Annotated in this window: 13 protein-coding genes, 13 tRNA genes and 1 rRNA gene; 6 read left to right on the top strand and 21 right to left on the bottom strand. The window is 41.0% G+C overall.

Features of this window, described 5'->3' with window-relative positions:
* The first annotated feature begins 96 nt into the window (after window positions 1-96).
* Together pbp3 (PCY14_RS08150) and pbp3 (PCY14_RS08145) are read left to right on the top strand one after the other, a co-directional pair.
* The gene (gene pbp3, locus PCY14_RS08150) at window positions 97-1,344 is read left to right on the top strand and encodes a D-alanyl-D-alanine carboxypeptidase PBP3 (RefSeq protein WP_021144831.1); all 1,248 of its coding nucleotides are present in this window, start codon (window positions 97-99) and stop codon (window positions 1,342-1,344) included.
* 143 nt (window positions 1,345-1,487) lie between these two features.
* Window positions 1,488-2,744 carry a D-alanyl-D-alanine carboxypeptidase PBP3 gene (pbp3, locus tag PCY14_RS08145; protein ID WP_301363393.1) on the top strand — a complete coding sequence of 419 codons (1,257 nt, stop codon included), beginning with the start codon at window positions 1,488-1,490 and terminating at the stop codon, window positions 2,742-2,744.
* 127 nt (window positions 2,745-2,871) lie between these two features.
* Here the strand turns inward: pbp3 (PCY14_RS08145) and PCY14_RS08140 are convergent, their stop codons facing one another.
* Window positions 2,872-5,322 carry an ATP-dependent Clp protease ATP-binding subunit gene (locus PCY14_RS08140; RefSeq protein ID WP_293929957.1) on the bottom strand — a complete coding sequence of 817 codons (2,451 nt, stop codon included), beginning with the start codon at window positions 5,320-5,322 and terminating at the stop codon, window positions 2,872-2,874.
* The gene (locus PCY14_RS08135) at window positions 5,323-5,778 is read right to left on the bottom strand and encodes a CtsR family transcriptional regulator (protein WP_008536227.1); all 456 of its coding nucleotides are present in this window, start codon (window positions 5,776-5,778) and stop codon (window positions 5,323-5,325) included.
* 312 nt (window positions 5,779-6,090) lie between these two features.
* Between PCY14_RS08135 and PCY14_RS08130 the strand changes: the two genes are divergently transcribed.
* Complete coding sequence (locus tag PCY14_RS08130) at window positions 6,091-6,561, top strand: small multi-drug export protein (protein ID WP_021144826.1); 471 nt, start codon at window positions 6,091-6,093, stop codon at window positions 6,559-6,561.
* Between the two features lie 98 nt (window positions 6,562-6,659).
* Here PCY14_RS08130 and tsf read toward each other — a convergent pair whose 3' ends face one another.
* Window positions 6,660-7,700, bottom strand: a complete 1,041-nt coding sequence (tsf, locus tag PCY14_RS08125; protein ID WP_008536226.1) for a translation elongation factor Ts — start codon at window positions 7,698-7,700, stop codon at window positions 6,660-6,662.
* 111 nt (window positions 7,701-7,811) lie between these two features.
* Window positions 7,812-8,579, bottom strand: coding sequence for a 30S ribosomal protein S2 (gene rpsB / locus PCY14_RS08120; RefSeq protein WP_002886342.1), 768 nt, complete (start codon window positions 8,577-8,579; stop codon window positions 7,812-7,814).
* Between the two features lie 273 nt (window positions 8,580-8,852).
* Here rpsB and ahpC point away from each other — a divergent pair, with 273 nt between their 5' ends.
* The 3 genes from ahpC to PCY14_RS08105 all read left to right on the top strand — a co-directional run bounded on the left by ahpC (window position 8,853) and on the right by PCY14_RS08105 (window position 11,208).
* A complete protein-coding gene (gene ahpC, locus PCY14_RS08115; RefSeq protein WP_021144823.1) occupies window positions 8,853-9,413 on the top strand; it encodes an alkyl hydroperoxide reductase subunit C in 561 nt (186 codons plus the stop codon).
* Window positions 9,414-9,434: 21 nt separating this feature from the next.
* Window positions 9,435-10,967 carry an alkyl hydroperoxide reductase subunit F gene (ahpF, locus tag PCY14_RS08110; RefSeq protein ID WP_021144822.1) on the top strand — a complete coding sequence of 511 codons (1,533 nt, stop codon included), beginning with the start codon at window positions 9,435-9,437 and terminating at the stop codon, window positions 10,965-10,967.
* Between the two features lie 170 nt (window positions 10,968-11,137).
* Window positions 11,138-11,208, top strand: a tRNA-Cys gene (locus PCY14_RS08105).
* Between the two features lie 188 nt (window positions 11,209-11,396).
* On the opposite strand, the gene PCY14_RS08100 is transcribed toward PCY14_RS08105, so the two are convergent.
* From PCY14_RS08100 to rrf, 17 genes are all read right to left on the bottom strand, one after another.
* Window positions 11,397-11,825 carry a MarR family winged helix-turn-helix transcriptional regulator gene (locus PCY14_RS08100; RefSeq protein WP_164376608.1) on the bottom strand — a complete coding sequence of 143 codons (429 nt, stop codon included), beginning with the start codon at window positions 11,823-11,825 and terminating at the stop codon, window positions 11,397-11,399.
* Between the two features lie 132 nt (window positions 11,826-11,957).
* Complete coding sequence (locus PCY14_RS08095) at window positions 11,958-12,188, bottom strand: GlsB/YeaQ/YmgE family stress response membrane protein (RefSeq protein ID WP_008536220.1); 231 nt, start codon at window positions 12,186-12,188, stop codon at window positions 11,958-11,960.
* Window positions 12,189-12,207: 19 nt separating this feature from the next.
* Window positions 12,208-13,449: an aminopeptidase gene (locus tag PCY14_RS08090; RefSeq protein ID WP_164376609.1), complete on the bottom strand. Its 1,242-nt coding sequence runs from the start codon at window positions 13,447-13,449 to the stop codon at window positions 12,208-12,210.
* 168 nt (window positions 13,450-13,617) lie between these two features.
* On the bottom strand, window positions 13,618-18,012 hold the full coding sequence (locus tag PCY14_RS08085; protein WP_008536216.1) for a PolC-type DNA polymerase III: 4,395 nt from the start codon (window positions 18,010-18,012) through the stop codon (window positions 13,618-13,620).
* 50 nt (window positions 18,013-18,062) lie between these two features.
* Window positions 18,063-18,146: transfer RNA gene (locus tag PCY14_RS08080), tRNA-Leu, on the bottom strand.
* Window positions 18,147-18,155: 9 nt separating this feature from the next.
* Window positions 18,156-18,227: transfer RNA gene (locus tag PCY14_RS08075), tRNA-Gln, on the bottom strand.
* Window positions 18,228-18,234: 7 nt separating this feature from the next.
* Window positions 18,235-18,307: transfer RNA gene (locus PCY14_RS08070), tRNA-His, on the bottom strand.
* An 11-nt stretch (window positions 18,308-18,318) separates the two neighbouring features.
* Window positions 18,319-18,389: transfer RNA gene (locus PCY14_RS08065), tRNA-Trp, on the bottom strand.
* A 5-nt stretch (window positions 18,390-18,394) separates the two neighbouring features.
* Window positions 18,395-18,475: transfer RNA gene (locus PCY14_RS08060), tRNA-Tyr, on the bottom strand.
* Window positions 18,476-18,488: 13 nt separating this feature from the next.
* Window positions 18,489-18,561: transfer RNA gene (locus PCY14_RS08055), tRNA-Phe, on the bottom strand.
* 3 nt (window positions 18,562-18,564) lie between these two features.
* Window positions 18,565-18,638, bottom strand: a tRNA-Met gene (locus PCY14_RS08050).
* A gap of 10 nt (window positions 18,639-18,648) precedes the next feature.
* Window positions 18,649-18,738 (bottom strand) — tRNA-Ser (locus PCY14_RS08045).
* A gap of 8 nt (window positions 18,739-18,746) precedes the next feature.
* A tRNA-Glu gene (locus PCY14_RS08040) sits at window positions 18,747-18,818 on the bottom strand.
* Window positions 18,819-18,824: 6 nt separating this feature from the next.
* Window positions 18,825-18,898, bottom strand: a tRNA-Ile gene (locus tag PCY14_RS08035).
* 33 nt (window positions 18,899-18,931) lie between these two features.
* Window positions 18,932-19,002, bottom strand: a tRNA-Gly gene (locus PCY14_RS08030).
* 4 nt (window positions 19,003-19,006) lie between these two features.
* Window positions 19,007-19,079: transfer RNA gene (locus PCY14_RS08025), tRNA-Val, on the bottom strand.
* A 104-nt stretch (window positions 19,080-19,183) separates the two neighbouring features.
* A 5S ribosomal RNA gene (rrf, locus tag PCY14_RS08020) occupies window positions 19,184-19,299 on the bottom strand.
* Between the last annotated feature and the right edge of the window lie 6 nt (window positions 19,300-19,305).

The raw sequence follows: 19,305 nt of genomic DNA, 5'->3' as shown, positions 1-19,305 counted from the left end.
GCTTCGGCATAAGTTGTCTCCCAAGCTTTTCTCGGTTCCAGATATTTAGGTGGTTTTGTGATATAATAAACACTCATAAGAGACAGAGGAATGAGTATGAAAAAATTACAACACATCATTATGGTTGCCTTAATCCTAATAGGCTTAGTAACACCTGCCCTAGCACAAGAGCAGACTGATGACTTCAATGTTGCTGCTAAACATGCGATTGCTATCGAATCAACTACAGGGAAAGTCCTCTATGAAAAGGACGCTACCACTCCCGATGGTGTTGCTTCAATGACGAAAATCCTAACAGCCTACATGGTCTATAAAGCTATTGATCAAGGTAAAATTACTTGGGATACTGAAGTAGATATCTCAGATTATCCATTCAACTTAACAGTTGATTCAGAAGTTTCAAACGTCCCACTAGACTTTCGAAAATATACTGTCAAACAACTCTTAGATGCCACCCTCATCAGTAGTGCTAACAGCGCAGCAATTGCTCTAGCTGAAAAGATCTCAGGAACAGAGAGTGCTTTTGTAGATACTATGAAGGCCCAATTAAAGAAATGGGGAATTACTGATGCAAAACTGTACAATGCCTCAGGGCTCAATAATAAGTATCTAGGAGATAACCGTTATCCTGGCTCTAAACCAGATGACGAAAATACCATGAGTGCTCTGGATGTTGCGATTATCGCAGACCACCTCATCAAGGACTATCCCCAAGTACTTGACATCACCAAGCAAGGCGCAGTTGATTTTGAAGGTGACAACAAATTAACCACTCATAACTATATGTTGGAAGGTCAAGACAACTACCGTGAAGGGGTTGATGGACTTAAGACCGGAACAACCGAACTCGCAGGAGCATCCTTTGTTGCTCACTCTAATGAAAATGGCATGAGCTTGATTACAGTGGTTATGAACGCTGACAATGGTGGGGAGGATGAAGCCGCCCGTTTCACAGCTACCAATGACCTCTTAGATTATGTCGTCCAACACTGGAAGATAAATAAACTCAACACTAAGGGACAAATCGTCAAGAAAAATGATATCAAGGTAGCCGATGGAGTCAGTAAGACCGTCTCTGCTAAACTTGAATCAGACCTTACTGTTGTCCAAAAGATAAATAGCCAAAATGACACTGTTAACATCAAAGCAAAAACGGTAACAGCACCTATCAAAAAAGGAGATACCATTGGAACAGCAACCTATGATGATAAAGACCTCGTAGGAACAGGATATATCTCTGATCCACCTCAAGTTGCTGTAACGGCCAACCAGTCCATTAAGAAAAGCTTCTTCTTAAAAGTTTGGTGGAATCATATTGTTAATTTCTTTACCGGAAACAAGTAGACACTGAACTCCCTTTTGATATCAAAAGGGAGTTTTTTTGCCTTATGAATTAATGATGAAATCGTAAAACCTTCTTCTCAACACCTTAAGTTCCTATCAAAATGTGGTATAATGAATATCCAAAATACACGAAGGAACAAGCCATGAAGAAACTAATTACGCTTATTATGACCTTCTTACTCTGTCTGGGAAGTGTAGCTCCTGCTTTTGCAGCAGAGAAGAAAAAAGGATTTGACGCCGCAGCCAAGCATGCTATCGCTGTAGAAGCAACTACCGGTAAGATTTTATACGAAAAAGATGCCACTACTTCTACAGGGATTGGTTCTATCACCAAACTCCTAACAGCCTATATGGTTTATCAGGCGGTAGACAAGGGAGAGCTTAAATGGAACACAAAGGTTAATATTTCCGACTATCCCTTTGAATTGACTGTTAGTGCTGGAGTTTCCAACATCCCATTAGATGCCAGAAAATACACCGTCAAACAACTACTTGACGCAACTCTTATTTCCAGTGCCAATAGTGCATCCATTGCCCTAGCTGAGGAAATCGGAGGAACAGAAAGTAAATTTGTCGACAAAATGAAAGCCCAACTTAAAAAATGGGGAATCACTGATGCTAAAATTGTCAACGCCTCTGGTCTCAATAATTCCTATTTGGGTGATAATATCTATCCAGGTTCTAAATCTGACGAAGAAAACACCATGAGTGCCAAGGACGTTGCTATCATTGCACAACATGTGATTAAAGAATATCCTGAAATTCTCGACATCACTAAAAAAACAGAAGCCAAATTTGATGGTGTTAATAAACTCAAAACCTTTAACTATATGCTTAAGGGGCAACCTAGTTACCGCAAGGGTGTTGATGGCCTCAAAACAGGTACCACTGATTTGGCCGGAGCTGCCTTCGTAGCCCATTCAAATGAAAGTGGTATGAGTATTATCACAGTCATCATAAATGCTGAACATACCGATACGGATGACTACGCCCGTTTTACCGCAACCAATGACCTGCTTAACTATGTGGTCTATCATTGGGAAAGTAAGACCGTTGCCAAGAAAGGTCAAGACATAGATAAGAGTCAAGCAAATGTCCTTGATGGTAAGTCTAAACAGGTCTCTGCTGTAGCCAAGTCTGACTTTAATATCATCCAAAAAATAGATGACGACAACACTAAACATATTAAAGTCTCCACCAACCAGATTCAAGCCCCTGTCAAATCAGGAGACAAGGTGGGAACAGCTACCTTTGAAGATAATACCCTTGTAGGAGAGGGCTACCTACCGGATCAGGGCATGCCTAGCATGGAACTTGTTGCTGGTAAAGAAGTTAAGAAAAGCTTCTTCCTCAAGGTCTGGTGGAATCACTTTGTCACCTTTGTCAACGAGAAACTTTGACCGTTACAGTCGAGCTTGGCTCGGCTTTTTCTTTTACACCCGCTTTACTGAAGCCTTTACACTCGCTTGACTCCTATTGACACAAAAAGACAGATTACAAGCGCAATCTGTCTTTGTTGTTTAGCCTTTACACTACTGTAAAGGTCAATTTATCTTTAGAGCAGCCAATCTTAAGGGTCTGTCCACTCACTACTTGGCCACCTAGTAAGAGCTCAGACAACTTATCCTCCACTTGAGTTTGAATCGCACGACGCAACGGACGAGCACCCATCTCAACATCATAGCCATCTTGAGCTAAATACTTGAGGGCAGCTGGTTGGAATTTCAATTCAATCCCTTTTTCAGCCAAAGCTGATACCAACGGTTTTACCATAATCTTGACAATTTCACGAAGCTGTTCTTCCTCTAGACTATGGAAGACAACCTTCTCATCGATACGGTTGAGAAATTCTGGACGGTAGGCCTTCTTAAGTTCTTCCATGATACGTGCCTGCATGGCTTGATGGTTATGAGAAATGTCTCGAGCACCAAAACCAACAGTTTTGTCATCACGAAGAGCCGTCGCTCCCAAGTTTGAAGTCATGATGATAATGGTATTTGAAAAATCAACTTTACGTCCACGGCTATCTGTCAGAACACCATCATCCAAAACCTGTAAGAGAATATTGAAAATATCAGGGTGAGCTTTTTCGACCTCGTCAAAGAGTAGGACTGAGTAAGGCTTATTGCGAACTTTCTCTGTTAATTCACCCCCCTCATCATATCCAACATACCCGGGAGGGGCACCATTAAGACGACTAGCCGCAAATTTTTCCATGTATTCTGACATGTCAAAGCGAAGCAAAGCTGACTCATCATCAAAGAGGACTTCTGCCAAAGTCTTAGCCAATTCCGTCTTACCAACACCAGTAGGTCCAAGGAACATGAAGGAACCAATCGGACGTTTTCCAGTACGAATACCTGACTGGTTACGACGAATAGCACGACTAATCGCTGAAACTGCTTCGTCTTGACCAATAACACGTTTGTGAAGCTCAGCTTCAAGATTCAGGTAACGTTTGCTATCTGCCTGAGTCATCTTCTCAACAGGAATACCTGATAGGCGACTAAGGGTTTGCATAATCTGGTCCGTATCCACCAAAGCTGGTTTTGGTAATTTTGCCTTTTGACTAGCCTTATATTGTTTAATAGCAGCTTTCATATCACCAGCTAAAAGTGCTTCATCCAAAGGCGTTATCTCACGTTTGGCTTCTTTTTTGATACGACCTTGAACAGTTGCACTCGCTTCATCTAGAAGGTCAATAGCCGAATCAGGTAAGTTTTTACTCGTCAAATAACGGTGTGCTGCCTTGACAGCTGTCTCGACGGCTTCATCAGTGATAGTCACACGATGGTAGACTTCATATGACGAACGCAAGCCCTTCAAAATATCAATAGCTTCAGATACGCTTGGCTCCTCAATCGTAATCTTAGCAAAACGACGGGAAAGAGCTGCATCTTTCTCAATATGCTTTTGGTACTCAGCTTGTGTGGTTGCTCCAACCATGTGAAGTGTTCCACGTGCTAGAGCAGGTTTCAAAATATTTGCCGCATCCAAGGTACTATCAATACCAGAACCAGAGCCAATAATCGTATGCAATTCGTCAATAAAGAGAATGATTTTTCCATCAGCTTCAATCTCATCAATGATTTGATTCATACGCTCTTCGAAATCACCACGAAAACGAGTCCCTGCAACCACACTCATCATATCAAGTTCTAAGATACGCATATCAGCTAATTCGAAAGGTACGTCACCCGAAGCAATACGCTGTGCCAAACCAAGGGCAAGGGCCGTCTTACCAACACCTGCTTCACCTACAAGAACAGGATTATTCTTCGTTTTACGACTCAAGACCTGAATCATGCGTGAAATTTCTTCGTCACGCCCAATGACTGGATCAAGGGCTCCCGATTCTGCTACTGCAGTCAGATCTTTTGTATAATCTGACAGTTCCCCAGTAGAAGATTGAGGAGGCTGCATCATATTAGCAAAATTTCCAGATGCTTTTGCTTTTTTAGGCTTACGCTGGTCATGAATCGCCTTCAAATCTTGCTTACTAAGACCTGCATAACGCTCCAAAGAACGTCGCAAATCAATAATACGAGGCTTGTCACTGTCATCCTTATATTGAAAACCAGCAACTTCAAGGAGACGGCAAACCATCAAATCCTTATGGAGCAAAAAAGCCATCAAAACATGTTCAGAACCCACCTCAACGGCACCAGTCACCTTAGCAATTCCCTCTGCCTCTTGCAGCATAGCCTCTAAAGCATGTGACTGTGCACGTAAATCAATAATATCTGATTTGGACAACTCTGTTGGACTCTTCTCCAAAGCCAAGACAGCAGCCGTCTCAATTTCTTCCGCACGAATACGGTCTTCAAAATCAGTAAATGTTAGGTAGGCTACAGTTCCTGGAACTTCAAGCATAGCTAGAAGCACATGCCAAGTCTCCAGAAAAGGACTACCAAAGCGCTCTGCTTCAAGCTGAGCACGATGGAAAATGGCTTGCATTTTTCTTGAATATGTCGTCATCTAATTTCCTTTTCTATCCAATCTAAGTAAAAGCGAGCGTAAGATACGCGAACGAATTGTAGCAGCATCCTCACCGAGAATATCATCACTAGCAGTTGCTAAAATCAAATTCCCCTCACGTTCTGTGATAATTTTTTCATCAAATAGCAACTGAATCAAATCCGTAAAAACCTGTTCGCTGAGCTGATCTGCTAAGTTTTGAAGTAGAGCATTGATTCTGTGATGTTTATCAGAAAATCTGACCTTGACGATACGAATATAACCGCCACCACCACGCTTACTCTCAACAATATAACCACGACTCTCTGTAAAACGTGTCTTAATAACATAGTTAATCTGACTCGGTACAACTTGAAAAGTATCTGCTAAATTCGAACGTTGAATCTCAGCAATCCCAGACTGGCCCAGCAATTCTTTAATATATTCTTCTATACTGTCTGATGTATTTCTTGCCATCTTAATTCCTCCAGTCTAATTTGACTATAACTGACTATTATTATACCAAAAATGTCAGCACATGGGAAACTATAGTCTCAAAAAGCTTTTTAAAGTTGTCATTAGAGGTCATATAAGATACAATAAATAAGACAAAATGAAAAGGCAACCTAGGTATTCTGCTGAAACAACTTGAACAATCGAAGAGCTAATCCTCATCAGAACAAGAGCCTTTCACTTTATACTATGGTAATATTCCTCTTACCACTATCGAGAAATACTCACTTCACCTGGGACTTCTCACTAATTTTATTTTCCTATGAAAGGTTATTCATGAAATACATCATTGCATTTTTAATCTCTATGATTCCCCTTGTTGAGCTCCGTGGAGCCGTACCTGTCGCTATTGCCTCAGGTATTCCTTGGTGGCAAGCCCTCATTCTTTGTGTTATCGGGAATATGCTTCCAGTTCCAATTATTTTCTTCTTCGCCCGCAGTGTTCTCGAGTGGGGTGCTGACAAACCTCTTATTGGTGGCTTCTTTACCTGGTGTCTTAAAAAAGGCCACAGTGGGGGGCAAAAGCTTGAAAAAGCCGCTGGAGACAAAGGTATCTTCTGGGCCCTCTTACTCTTTGTGGGTATCCCACTTCCAGGAACAGGAGCTTGGACAGGTACACTGGCAGCATCCATCCTAGATTGGGACTTTAAACGCAGCGTTTTAGCTGTTATGCTTGGAGTTATCCTTGCAGGTATTATCATGGGGACGCTTTCTCTTCTCCTTGGTGTCAATACCTTCGCTCATTAATATTTTTTACGTCTAGGGAATACTCAGACGTTTTCTATTTACGACAAAAAAGAAGCTACGATTACGTAACTTCTTTTCTTTTTATCTAGCAACTAGAATTAGTTGTTAAGAGCTGCTGCCATTGTAGCTGCAACTTCTGATTCAAAGTCGTTAGATGCTTTTTCGATACCTTCACCAACTTCAAAGCGAACAAATTCTACTACTGAAGCATTTACTGATTCAAGGTAAGCTTCAACCGTTTTGCTGTCGTCCATGATGTAAACTTGAGCAAGAAGAGTGTAAGCTTGGTCAACTTTAGTGTTGTCAAGCAAGAAGCGGTCCATTTTACCTGGGATGATTTTATCCCAGATTTTTTCTGGTTTACCTTCAGCAGCCAACTCAGCTTTGATATCTTCTTCAGCTTGAGCAAGAACAGCATCAGTCAATTGAGCTTTAGAACCAAATTTAAGGTGTGGAAGAGCTGGTTTGTTAACCATTGCACGGCTTTCATTATCTTGATCGATTGTGTGGTTAAGTTGTGCCAATTCATCTTTAACAAATTGTTCATCCAATTCAGTGTATGAAAGAACAGTTGGTTTCATTGCAGCGATATGCATTGAGATTTGTTTAGCAAGAGCTTCATCTCCACCTTCAAGAACTGTAACAACACCGATACGTCCACCGTTGTGTTGGTAAGCTCCGAAGTGTTGTGCATCTGTTTTTTCAAGCAAAGCAAAACGACGGAATGAAATTTTTTCACCGATAGTAGCTGTTGCAGATACATATGCAGCTTCAAGAGTTTCACCTGAAGGCATAGTCAAAGCAAGTGCTTCTTCGTTGTTTGCTGGTTTACCCTCAGCGATTACTTTAGCTGTTTCGTTTACCAATTCAACGAATTGAGCATTTTTCGCAACGAAGTCAGTTTCAGCGTTAACTTCAACGACTGCTGCAACATTACCGTGAACATAAACACCAGTCAATCCTTCAGCGGCAACACGGTCAGCTTTCTTAGCTGCTTTAGCCATACCTTTTTCACGAAGCAATTCAATCGCTTTTTCGATATCACCATCAACTTCAACCAATGCTTTTTTAGCGTCCATGACACCAGCACCAGATTTTTCACGCAATTCTTTAACAAGTTTAGCTGTAATTTCTGCCATTTTGTGTTTTCTCCAAATTTATTTTATCAAACTAAGGGGCAGGGCTGAGCCCCGCCCCTTAGGTGTTTGTCTTATTTTTAGTGGGCATCGAGCCCTAACTAACCTTAAAGATTAGTTGTTGTCACCTTCGACAACTTCAACGATTTCTTCGATTGAATCAGCTGCAGCTGCTTCTTGGAAATCTGCAGAAGCATCTTCACCTTGGTTACCTTCGATAATAGCATCAGCCATTTTAGAAGTGATCAATTTAACGGCACGGATAGCGTCATCGTTAGCTGGGATGATTACATCAATCTCATCTGGATCAGCGTTTGTATCAACCATCGCTACAACTGGAATACCAAGTTTTTTAGCTTCTTTAACAGCGATTTGTTCTTTGTGTGGGTCAACGATGTAGATTACATCTGGAATACGAGGCATATCTTCGATACCACCCAAGAATTTTTCAAGACGTGCACGTTGTTTGTTAAGAAGTGCAACTTCTTTCTTAGGAAGAACTTCGAAAGTTCCATCAGCTTCCATTTGTTTGATTTCTTTCAAACGAGCGATACGTTTTTGGATAGTATCCCAGTTTGTAAGAGTACCACCCAACCAACGGTGGTTGATGTAGTATTGACCAGCACGAGTAGCTTCTTCAGCGACTGCTTCAGCTGCTTGTTTTTTAGTACCAACGAACAAGATTACTGCATCGTTAGCTGCTGCTTCACGAACAAATTCGTAAGCTGTATCAGCCATTTTTACAGTTTGTTGCAAGTCGATAACGTGGATTCCGTTACGTTCTGTAAAGATGTATTTAGCCATCTTAGGATTCCAGCGACGAGTTTGGTGACCGAAGTGAACACCAGCCTCAAGAAGTTGTTTCATTGAAATTACTGCCATGAGTATTTCTCCTTAAAAATTGTTTTTTTCCTCTTCTAAGCTTTAGACTTGCAGTCCCACCCTGCGGCAACAAGACCACAATCGGCTTAGAATGAGTATTTGTTACTTTACGCAACTATAGTAGTTTATCAAAAAAAGTGACATTTGACAAGCTATAAAATCAAGCTATCCATTAGCAGAGCACTCCCTCCTTATAAAAGGTAATCGTTTCCTTTGAGATTCGAAAATATTTCGTTTATAATTAGGCTATCAAAAATAGAGGAGGACATTATTTTGTCATTAGTCGGAAAAGAAATTATTGAATTCTCAGCACAAGCTTATCACAATGGAGAATTCATCACTGTTACAGATGAAGATGTTAAAGGAAAATGGGCTGTTTTCTGCTTCTATCCTGCAGATTTTTCATTTGTTTGCCCAACTGAACTCGGCGACCTTCAAGAGCAATATGAAACACTTAAATCTCTTGATGTAGAGGTTTACTCTGTCTCTACAGATACTCACTTTGTTCACAAAGCTTGGCATGATGACTCAGATGTTGTTGGAACTATCACTTATCCTATGATTGGAGATCCTTCACATCTCATCTCTCAAGGTTTTGATGTTCTTGGTCAAGATGGTCTTGCACAACGTGGAACATTCATCATTGATCCAGATGGCGTTATCCAAATGATGGAAGTTAACGCTGATGGTATCGGACGCGACGCAAGCACTCTTATTGATAAAGTTCGTGCTGCTCAATACATTCGCCAACATCCAGGTGAAGTTTGTCCAGCCAAATGGAAAGAAGGAGCTGAAACATTGACTCCTAGCTTGGATCTTGTAGGTAAAATTTAACAACCAGGGGGTATCGTATCCATGGTCTTAGATAAAGAAATCAAGGCTCAATTAGCACAATATTTAAATTTACTAGAATCTGATATTGTATTACAAACCGATTTGGGAGATGACGATAATTCTCGAAAAGTAAAAGAATTTCTAGACGAGATTGTCGCTATGTCTGACCGCATTAGTCTTGAATCAACACATTTAAAACGTCAACCTAGTTTTGGTATTGCACAGAAAGGGCAAAAAAGTCGTGTTATTTTCTCTGGCCTACCGATGGGGCACGAATTTACGTCTTTCATTTTAGCTCTTTTGCAAGTTTCTGGTCGTCCACCAAAAGTTGATGAGGATATTATTGAACGCATCAAAAAGATTGACAAAACTATCAATCTTGAAACTTATGTTTCACTAACATGCCATAATTGTCCAGACGTCGTTCAAGCCTTTAATATAATGGCTGTTTTGAACCCAAATATCACCCACACTATGATTGAAGGTGGTATGTATCAAGATGAAGTCAAAGCCAAAGGTATCATGTCTGTTCCTACAGTTTACAAAGACCAAGAAGAATTTACATCTGGTCGTGCAACCATTGAACAGCTTGTAGAAAAATTGGATGGTCCACTTGATGCTGATGCTTTTGCCGATAAAGGAGTCTATGATGTCTTGGTCATTGGTGGGGGCCCTGCTGGAAACAGTGCTGCGATTTATGCTGCCCGCAAAGGACTAAAAACTGGTCTTTTAGCAGAAACCTTTGGTGGACAAGTTATTGAGACAGTCGGTATTGAAAACATGATTGGTACGCTATATACAGAAGGTCCTAAGTTAATGGCCCAAGTTGAAGAGCATACGAAATCTTACAATGTTGATATCATCAAAAGTCAATTAGCTACTGGTATTGAGAAGAAAGAACTCATTGAAGTCACACTAGCTAATGGTGCTGTTCTACAGGCTAAAACTGCTATTCTAGCCTTAGGAGCCAAATGGCGTAATATCAATGTTCCTGGTGAAGATGAATTCCGTAACAAAGGGGTTACTTACTGTCCACACTGCGATGGTCCTCTATTTGAAGGAAAAGATGTTGCTGTTATCGGTGGTGGTAACTCAGGTTTGGAAGCCGCTTTGGATTTAGCGGGTATTACTAAACACGTTACGGTCTTAGAGTTCTTACCTGAACTAAAGGCAGACCAAGTTTTACAAGAACGTGCTGCTAAAACTGATAATCTAACCATTCTTAAAAATGTTGCAACCAAAGAAATCGTTGGTCAAGATCATGTGACTGGTTTGAATTATGTTGAGCGTGATACAAATGAAGAAAAACATCTTGATCTTGAAGGTGTCTTTGTTCAAATTGGTCTTGTACCAAGTACTGCTTGGCTCAAAGATAGTGGCATTGAACTCAATGAACGCCAAGAAATTGTCGTTGATAAATTTGGTTCAACAAACATCCCTGGTATTTTTGCCGCAGGTGACTGTACTGACAGCGCCTACAAACAAATCATTATTTCCATGGGATCTGGCGCTACAGCAGCTATTGGTGCATTTGATTACTTGATTAGACAATAATCAAAACTTACGTGTTAGTAATCTGTCTGCAACAGTTATAATTACTATAAAGAGGTTGACTAAATTTCAGCCTCTTTTTTTGAATATACGTAGCTTTAATAGTCCAATCGCCTATTTGATGAAAGAGACTTGACGAATCATTCTTTTTTCGATAGAATGGTATTTGTTATGGCGGTATAGCCAAGTGGTAAGGCACGGCTCTGCAAAAGCTTGATCGTCGGTTCAAATCCGTCTACCGCCTTCATAATTTGAGGACACCTAAGGGTGTCTTTTTTTGCTATAATCGCATAAAAAATCCCCGAAGCCAGAAGCTTCAGGAATCCATAAATCATAAACTAATGAGCATACCTAATAGTAGCTATCTTAAAGATACACTCTCAAACTTTAATCAAACTAAGATTGTAATATTTAAAACACAAATAAATGTGTTCAGACATTCTTAAATTTTTTCAGGAGCTCCACCAGCTGTGTTTGTTCTTCAGAAGTCAAAACGGAAAAAGTCTCCTCAATTGCTCGTTGATGCGGTGGAATTGCTGCTTGAATGATTCGACGGCCCTCATCTGTCAAATCAACCTCGAAAGCTCGCTTATCCGTTGGACAAGCTTGTCGACTCAACCAGCCCTTTTTCTCCATATTTTTTATGACAACAGTCATATTACCAGGAGTGGCAAGCATGCAATCAATTAATTCACCAATCTTCATACGTCCCTTGGCATTTAACACATCCATAACTCCAAATTGGGTTGGTGTTAAACCAAATTCTTTAAAAGTCTCAGAGACCTTGGCATCAATGGTACGAAAAGCCTTACGCATAACAACCATACTCTTGACAGCCATGTTTTTATCTAAGTCGCTCATTTATAGTCCTTTCCAAATAGATGCTGTATTTATTACTCTACCACAGTTTATCTAAAAGTGGTATATGAAAAAGAAGAAATAAGAAAAAGAGTTCTTAGATATCTAACCAACACCTCAGAACTCTTTCATTTACTAACTATTACGATTCCAAAAAAGAGCCAATAAAATTACCGCACCTAATACTGAAGGAACAATAGCGGTGCCTGCTAGCATCGGTCCCCAATTTCCAAAAAGAAGTTGCCCAACAAAAGCGCCAAGCCATCCTAAAAATGTCTTACCAATACAGCCCATTCGCTCACCTCGGTTTGAAATAGCAGAGGCAATAAGACCAATTAGAAAACCAACTATCATACTTCCAATCATAAGAATTCCTCCTTCTTACTTAAATTACCCAATCGCCATTTCGGAAGATTGGTACACGACTACCATCTTGACGGATACCATCAATATCCATTTGATTTGAACCAATCATAAAATCTACGTGTACATCTGAACGGTTAAGACCAGCTTCCTTAAGCTCCTCTTCTGTCATGTCTGCTCCTCCCTCAACACTGGTAGCATAGGCTGCTCCAATAGCTAGGTGGTTGGAGGCATTTTCATCAAAAAGGGTATTAAAGAAGGTAATACCAGACTGCGAAATAGGACTTGGATCTGGTACCAAGGCACATTCACCTAGAGCACGCGCCCCATTATTGTTGAAGACAAGATTTTTCATCACTTCATCACCTTGGTCTGCTGTAACGTCTACAATCTCACCACCTTTAAAGGTTACCTTGATTCCCTCAATAATATTGCCATTGTAACTTAGAGGCTTTGTACTTGAGACATACCCATCTGCACGACGAAAATCTGGTGCCGTAAAGACTTCTTCGGTTGGCATATTAGGTAGGAAGCCTTCACCCTGTGCATTAATTGCCCTTGCAGATTCCCAAACGTGATTTTTGGGTAATCCCAGAGTCAAATCTGTTCCAGGTGCTTGGTAATGCAAGGCTGAGAATTGTACCTCATTGAGTAGGCGTGCTTTAGCATCCAAACGATCAGCATGTTCCTTCCAGGCACGTACAGGAGCCTCTTCATAAACACGACAGGTCTTGAAAATTTGGTCCCAAAGTAAATCTACAGCTTCCTCATCACTCGAAGCATCAGGAAAGACCTTCTTAGCCCATTCTTTACCAGCTGCAGCAGCTACAGTCCAACTAACTTTATTAGACTGAGTTGCCACCTGCATAGGTTTAAAGGCCACCCCAGTAGCCTTAGCATGAGCAGATAGACGTTCAGGAGCTACACCATTAAGGGCACCTGGATCTGATGAACGGACCCCTAAGCGACTTGCCTTCTTGTCTAGCAAATATTCCATCTCAGCTTTTTTATAGGCAGGAACCTCTTCAATTCGGTCCATACCAGCATGCAAAAATCGTTCTCGATTAATGATATCATCCGACCATTGAACAATTACCTCGGCTGCTCCTAGAGCATAGGCCTCTTTAACTAAAAGATGAGCTAGCTCTGCTTGCTCTACATCTATACTCAAGGCCACCGTATGACCAGGTTGTACATTAATCCCATTGGCAACCAATAATTTAGCATATTTTTCAAGATTTTCTTTAAAATGTGGTAAAACCATAATCAACTCCCTAAAACTATAATTTTTTAACAGTATACCATAAGACCAAGAAAAAAGTTTCCTCACAGCTTTAACCTTGCCTTACCCACTACAGTTGGCAAGAAAAATAAAAAAGAGAACAGAGACTAACTCCATCCTCTCAAGTTTATGCACGACTTCTTTTAGCTCCTAAAAGAAATCATCAAAAAGACTTAACTGATTATCTTCTGGCATATTGCCTAGGATTCCCATTTCATCTAGCTTTTCAACCAAAGTGGATGAAAGACCTCCTCGTTTACGCAATTCTGTTTTAGAAAGGAATTCTCCTTCCTCACGTGCAGCAACTACCTGTTTGGCAACGTTCTCGCCCAAACCTTCAAGTGCAATAAACGGTGGAATCAAGGTATCTCCCTCAATCAGAAATTCAGTTGCCTGACTTTTGTAAAGATCTAACTGACCAAAGGTAAAGCCACGTTCTAACATTTCATTGACAATTTCAAGGGTCGTAAACAAATCAATTTCCACATTAGTCGCTTCATTTCGTTGACGCTTTTCTTTGATATCTTCCATTCTCGCTTTAACAGCATCAAGCCCTGCCGACATAGTCTTAAGTTCAAAAGCTTTGGCACGGATAGAAAAGTAGGCACAATAGTAATAAATAGGATGGTGTACTTTGAAATAAGCGACACGCAGGGCCATCATAACGTAGGCTGCCGCATGGGCTTTCGGGAACATGTACTTGATTTTTCCACAAGATTCAATATACCAGTCTGGAACATTATTTTCACGCATGGCTTGAATATAGCCATTACGCTCTTCTTCAGAAATCTTCAACCACATTCCCTTACGCACACGTTCCATGATGGTGAAGGCCATCTTAGGATCTAATCCCGCATGCATTAGGTATACCATGATATCGTCACGACAACCGATAACGGTTTTCAGAGTGGCAATACCTTCCTTGATCAAATCTTGTGCATTACCCAACCAAACGTCTGTACCATGAGACAAACCAGATAACTGTAAGAGTTCCGCAAAGGTCGTCGGATGCGTCTCATCGACCATACCACGAACAAAGTTAGTCCCAAACTCAGGGATTCCCAACATTCCCGTTGGTGTCCCAATCTGTTCAGGTGTTACACCTAAAATATCGGTACCTGAAAAAAGCTTCATTACATCTGGATCATCTGCTCGAATATCTTTGGGATCAATTCCCGATAAATCCTGCAACTTACGAATCATCGTCGGATCATCATGTCCCAGAATATCAAGCTTCAACACGTTCTCATCAATATCGTGGAAGTTAAAGTGAGTCGTTTGCCAAGCAGCAGTCACATCATCGGCTGGATATTGGACGGGGGTAAAATCATAGACATCCATATAATTTGGAATAACAACGATACCACCTGGGTGTTGACCTGTACTTCGCTTAACCCCAGCAGCTCCCATGGCCAAACGATCGACCTCGGCATCACGGTAAAACTTATTGTAATCACGCTCATAACCCTTGACAAAACCATAAGCCGTCCTATCTGCAACAGTACCTACTGTTCCAGCACGAAAGGCATATTGCTCACCAAAAATATCTCGAACATCTAAGTGGGCTGACGGCTGATCATCTCCTGAGAAGTTCAAATCAATATCAGGAACCTTGTCCCCATCAAAACCTAGGAAGGTTTCGAAAGGAATATCTTGACCATCTTTCTTATACTCGGATCCACATTCTGAACACTTCTTATCAGGCAAATCAAAACCAGAACCATAAGAACCATCTGTGATGAACTCAGAATGTTGACATTTAGGACATAAATAATGAGGAGGCATAGGATTTACCTCAGTAATTCCTATCATTGTCGCAACAAAACTAGAGCCAACAGACCCTCGAGAGCCAACCAAGTAACCACGTTCATTTGAACGGTTAACCAACATCTGTGAAGCCAGATAGATTACGGCAAAGCCATTACCAAGAATTGAAGACAATTCTTTCTCAATCCGTAGGTCAATAATATCAGGTAGAGGATTACCGTATAGCTCAAATGCTTTAGCATAAGTCATCTCAGCAACTTGCTCCTCCGCACGATCAATAAAAGGCGTGTACAAGTCTTTTTTGACAACCTCGACCTCTTCAATTTGGTCAGCCATAGCCTGCGTATTCGTTACTACAACCTCATAGGCCAACTCTTTCCCCAAAAAGGCAAAGTCATCTAGCATCTCGTTGGTTGTTCTAAAATGTGCTTCGGGTAAAGGAGCCGGTTTAGCATTTTCTCCCTTACCAATCGGCCTATTAATCATGGCTCCTTGTCCCAAAGCACGAACAATGATTTCACGATAAATGGCATCCTCAGGATTGATATAATGTACATTTCCGGTAGCAAGTACAGGCTTGTCAAGACGATTAGCAACCTCTATCAAATCCCGAATCAGCTGTTCTACAGTTGCCTCATCCTTAATTAAATCCTTTGCAATCAATGGCGCATAAATTGCCGGTGGCATAACTTCAATAAAGTCATAATATTTAGCAACTTCAACTGCCTTTTCAATACCATGAGACAAGAGCGTATCAAAAACCTCACCGTCCGCGCAAGCAGAACCTACAATGATTCCTTCACGATACTCATCTAAAACCGTACGAGGAATACGGGCTACTCCCTCAAAATATGATACATTTGATAGGCTGACCAATTTAAAGATATTCTTCAAACCAGTTTGATTCTGAACATAGAGCGTCGCATGTTTGACACGAGACTTTTTATACGAATCCTCAGAAACCAACTCCGTGTTCAACTGTTCCAGATTAGTCAAACCATGCTTATCAAATACATCTTTAATGAAAATAAACAACAAACGACCCGTAGCTTCCGCATCATAATTGGCCATATGGTGGTGATCCAAAGCTACACCAAAACGTTTGGTTAAAGGTCCCAAACCATGACGCTTATACTCAGGATAAAGATTTCTAGCAAATTCCAAAGTATCAATAACCGGTTGTGAAATTGTTGGTAATTGATTTCTTTCATAATTGGCATTCATAAACCCAACGTCAAAGGTCGCATTGTGGGCTACTAGCACCGTTCCCTGACAAAAAACTTGAAACTCCTGTAATACTTGTAACAAAGGTTTGGCACCTTTAACATGATTGTCAGTAATACCAGTCAATTCAGTAGTAAACGCAGACAAGGGGTAACCTGGATCAATAAATTCATCAAATTGCTCAATAATATTACCTTTATGCATTTTTGATGCCGCAATCTGAATCAAATCATTATGAACAGCAGACAAGCCCGTCGTTTCAACGTCAAAAACAACATATGTTGCTTCTTTTAATTCCAATTCCTCAGAATTATAAACAATAGGAACCTTATCCTCAACAAGATTAGCTTCAAGACCAAAAATAGCTTTAATCCCTGCTTTTTTAGCCCTATGGTAACCATGAGGAAAACTCTGAACATTGGCATGGTCAGTTATAGCAACTGCTGGATGCCCCCAAGAGGCCGCTGTATCAATAAGCTCCTCAACGGTAGGCATCGCATCCATAGTTGACATATTGGTATGAGCATGGAATTCAACACGCTTTTGTCCCTCAGGCATCAAATCCTTACGAGGTGTATGAGAAATCTCCTTAATATCTTGTACATTCATCGTCAAACTATGTGTATAAGGATTATTCTCAATACGTCCTCGAACCCTTACCCAGTTTCCCTTTTTAATCATATCGAACTTAGCGAGCTCTTCACTATCCTTCGCCCAACGTTGCATCGCAAAACTTGAAGTATAATCAGTTACTTTAAAATTAATGATAATACGTCCTGTCTTCGTTTCACGTTGTTCAACATCAAAGATATATCCCTCAAAGACAATTCTGTTTTCTTCAGAATTAACATCAATCATCGGGGTTATCTCAGCCTTATCAAAGCTTGCCTGACGTTGGCTTTGTTTCTCGGTATATCTTGGACTCTGCTCAAGTCGAGAAGTTGATACTGGTTCACTTTCAACAATAGATTGAAGAACTTGTTTGGCTTGAGATTCAGCTTGCTCTTGCAAGGAAACTTTATTTGTTTCATAAGCCGTTTCGAAAGAAGAAGATACATCTTTATCTTCAATAACGGAAACTTTAACATCAGACAATCCAACATTTGAAAGAACATTAGAAACTAAAAAAATAAATCTATCCTGAACATTCTCTCTAAAAATATGAGATGGAGCTTTAACGAGAATTTCTTTATTAAAAAATTCAACACTGAGATTGGAGAATAAAGAATAAAGGGAAAAATGTGAAACTTTTAAAGACTCTAAAGCATAAGAAAAATAGAAAGATAGTAAGTCATTATCACAAGACGATGACTCCAAAATAAACTCATAAGAAACTTCTGCACCAAGGGTATTAAAAGTAGACTGAAGTAACGAATTAAAAAGGTTAAAGCCCTCACTTGACAAAACATTTTGAAAAGTAAAAACAAAAAACCAACGACGTTTTGATTTTGATAATTTTACAGAGTGAATAGAACCATCTTTAATTTCATTATAAGTTTTATGATCCTTAGGAAAACGAATTTGTTTTAAAAGAAGCTGAAATTTATCAGACATAAAAAATGACTCCTATATACAAAAAAACACTCCTCATGGAGTGTAACTTATACCGGCGGCCGGGGTCGAACCGGCACGTCCTTGCGGACACTGGATTTTGAGTCCAGCGCGTCTGCCAATTCCGCCACGCCGGCAAAGTATAACTGGGGTAGCTGGATTCGAACCAACGCATGAGGGAGTCAAAGTCCCTTGCCTTACCGCTTGGCTATACCCCAAAGTATAGGCGAATGAGGGGAATCGAACCCCCGAATGTCAGAGCCACAATCTGATGTGTTAACCACTTCACCACATTCGCCATTATATTAACACGGGCAGTAGGAATTGAACCCACACTGAAGGTTTTGGAGACCTTAGTTCTACCTTTAAACTATGCCCGTTACTATGGAAGGGGAGGGATTCGAACCCCCGAACCCGAAGGAGCGGATTTACAGTCCGCCGCGTTTAGCCTCTTCGCTACCCTTCCAAATATAAATAAATGGCGCGAGACGGAATCGAACCGCCGACACATGGAGCTTCAATCCATTGCTCTACCAACTGAGCTACCGAGCCAAATTGCGGGAGCAGGATTTGAACCTACGACCTTCGGGTTATGAGCCCGACGAGCTACCTAGCTGCTCCATCCCGCGATAAAAATTAAGGAGGATGTGGGATTCGAACCCACGCACGCTTTTACACGCCTGACGGTTTTCAAGACCGTTCCCTTCAGCCGGACTTGGGTAATCCTCCAAATAATATAGTCCGTACGGGATTCGAACCCGTGTTACCGCCGTGAAAAGGCGGTGTCTTAACCCCTTGACCAACGGACCATATAATGGGCACGAGTGGAATCGAACCACCGACCTCACGCTTATCAGGCGTGCGCTCTAACCATCTGAGCTACGCGCCCAAGCTAAATGCTTGGTTATTTGTTTCCAAATAAAGCGGGTGACGAGAATCGAACTCGCGACAACAGCTTGGAAGGCTGTAGTTTTACCACTAAACTACACCCGCTAAATGGGAGTTAACGGGATCGAACCGCTGACCCTCTGCTTGTAAGGCAGATGCTCTCCCAGCTGAGCTAAACTCCCTCTTGGTCGTTTAACTCAGCCAACGGTCAGAAACTTCGTTTCTCTTATCCGCCGATTGAAATCTCGATTGCCTCTCAATTCCAACTAAGCTAAACTCCCTAAATGCTAAGCGACTACCATATCTAACAGGGGGCAACCCCCAACTACTTCAGGCGTTCTAGGGCTTAACTGCTGTGTTCGGCATGGGAACAGGTGTATCTCCTAGGCTATCGTCACTTAACTCTGA

Origin of the sequence: Streptococcus sp. SV2, assembly GCF_030440175.1 — a bacterium.
Lineage (GTDB): Bacteria > Bacillota > Bacilli > Lactobacillales > Streptococcaceae > Streptococcus > Streptococcus raffinosi.
The sequence above is the reverse complement of the archived record's forward strand: the minus strand, read 5'-3'. Positions and strand labels throughout refer to the sequence as shown.

Bases quoted from the DNA above. Each gene is read 5' to 3' on its own strand.
- PCY14_RS08135 (WP_008536227.1), bottom strand. From the start codon at position 5,778: ATGGCAAGAAATACATCAGACAGTATAGAAGAATATATTAAAGAATTG.
- pbp3 (WP_301363393.1), top strand. From the start codon at position 1,488: ATGAAGAAACTAATTACGCTTATTATGACCTTCTTACTCTGTCTGGGA.
- PCY14_RS08090 (WP_164376609.1), bottom strand. From the start codon at position 13,449: ATGGTTTTACCACATTTTAAAGAAAATCTTGAAAAATATGCTAAATTA.
- PCY14_RS08100 (WP_164376608.1), bottom strand. From the start codon at position 11,825: ATGAGCGACTTAGATAAAAACATGGCTGTCAAGAGTATGGTTGTTATG.
- ahpF (WP_021144822.1), top strand. From the start codon at position 9,435: ATGGTCTTAGATAAAGAAATCAAGGCTCAATTAGCACAATATTTAAAT.
- rpsB (WP_002886342.1), bottom strand. From the start codon at position 8,579: ATGGCAGTAATTTCAATGAAACAACTTCTTGAGGCTGGTGTTCACTTC.
- PCY14_RS08095 (WP_008536220.1), bottom strand. From the start codon at position 12,188: ATGATTGGAAGTATGATAGTTGGTTTTCTAATTGGTCTTATTGCCTCT.
- PCY14_RS08085 (WP_008536216.1), bottom strand. From the start codon at position 18,012: ATGTCTGATAAATTTCAGCTTCTTTTAAAACAAATTCGTTTTCCTAAG.
- PCY14_RS08140 (WP_293929957.1), bottom strand. From the start codon at position 5,322: ATGACGACATATTCAAGAAAAATGCAAGCCATTTTCCATCGTGCTCAG.
- PCY14_RS08130 (WP_021144826.1), top strand. From the start codon at position 6,091: ATGAAATACATCATTGCATTTTTAATCTCTATGATTCCCCTTGTTGAG.
- tsf (WP_008536226.1), bottom strand. From the start codon at position 7,700: ATGGCAGAAATTACAGCTAAACTTGTTAAAGAATTGCGTGAAAAATCT.
- pbp3 (WP_021144831.1), top strand. From the start codon at position 97: ATGAAAAAATTACAACACATCATTATGGTTGCCTTAATCCTAATAGGC.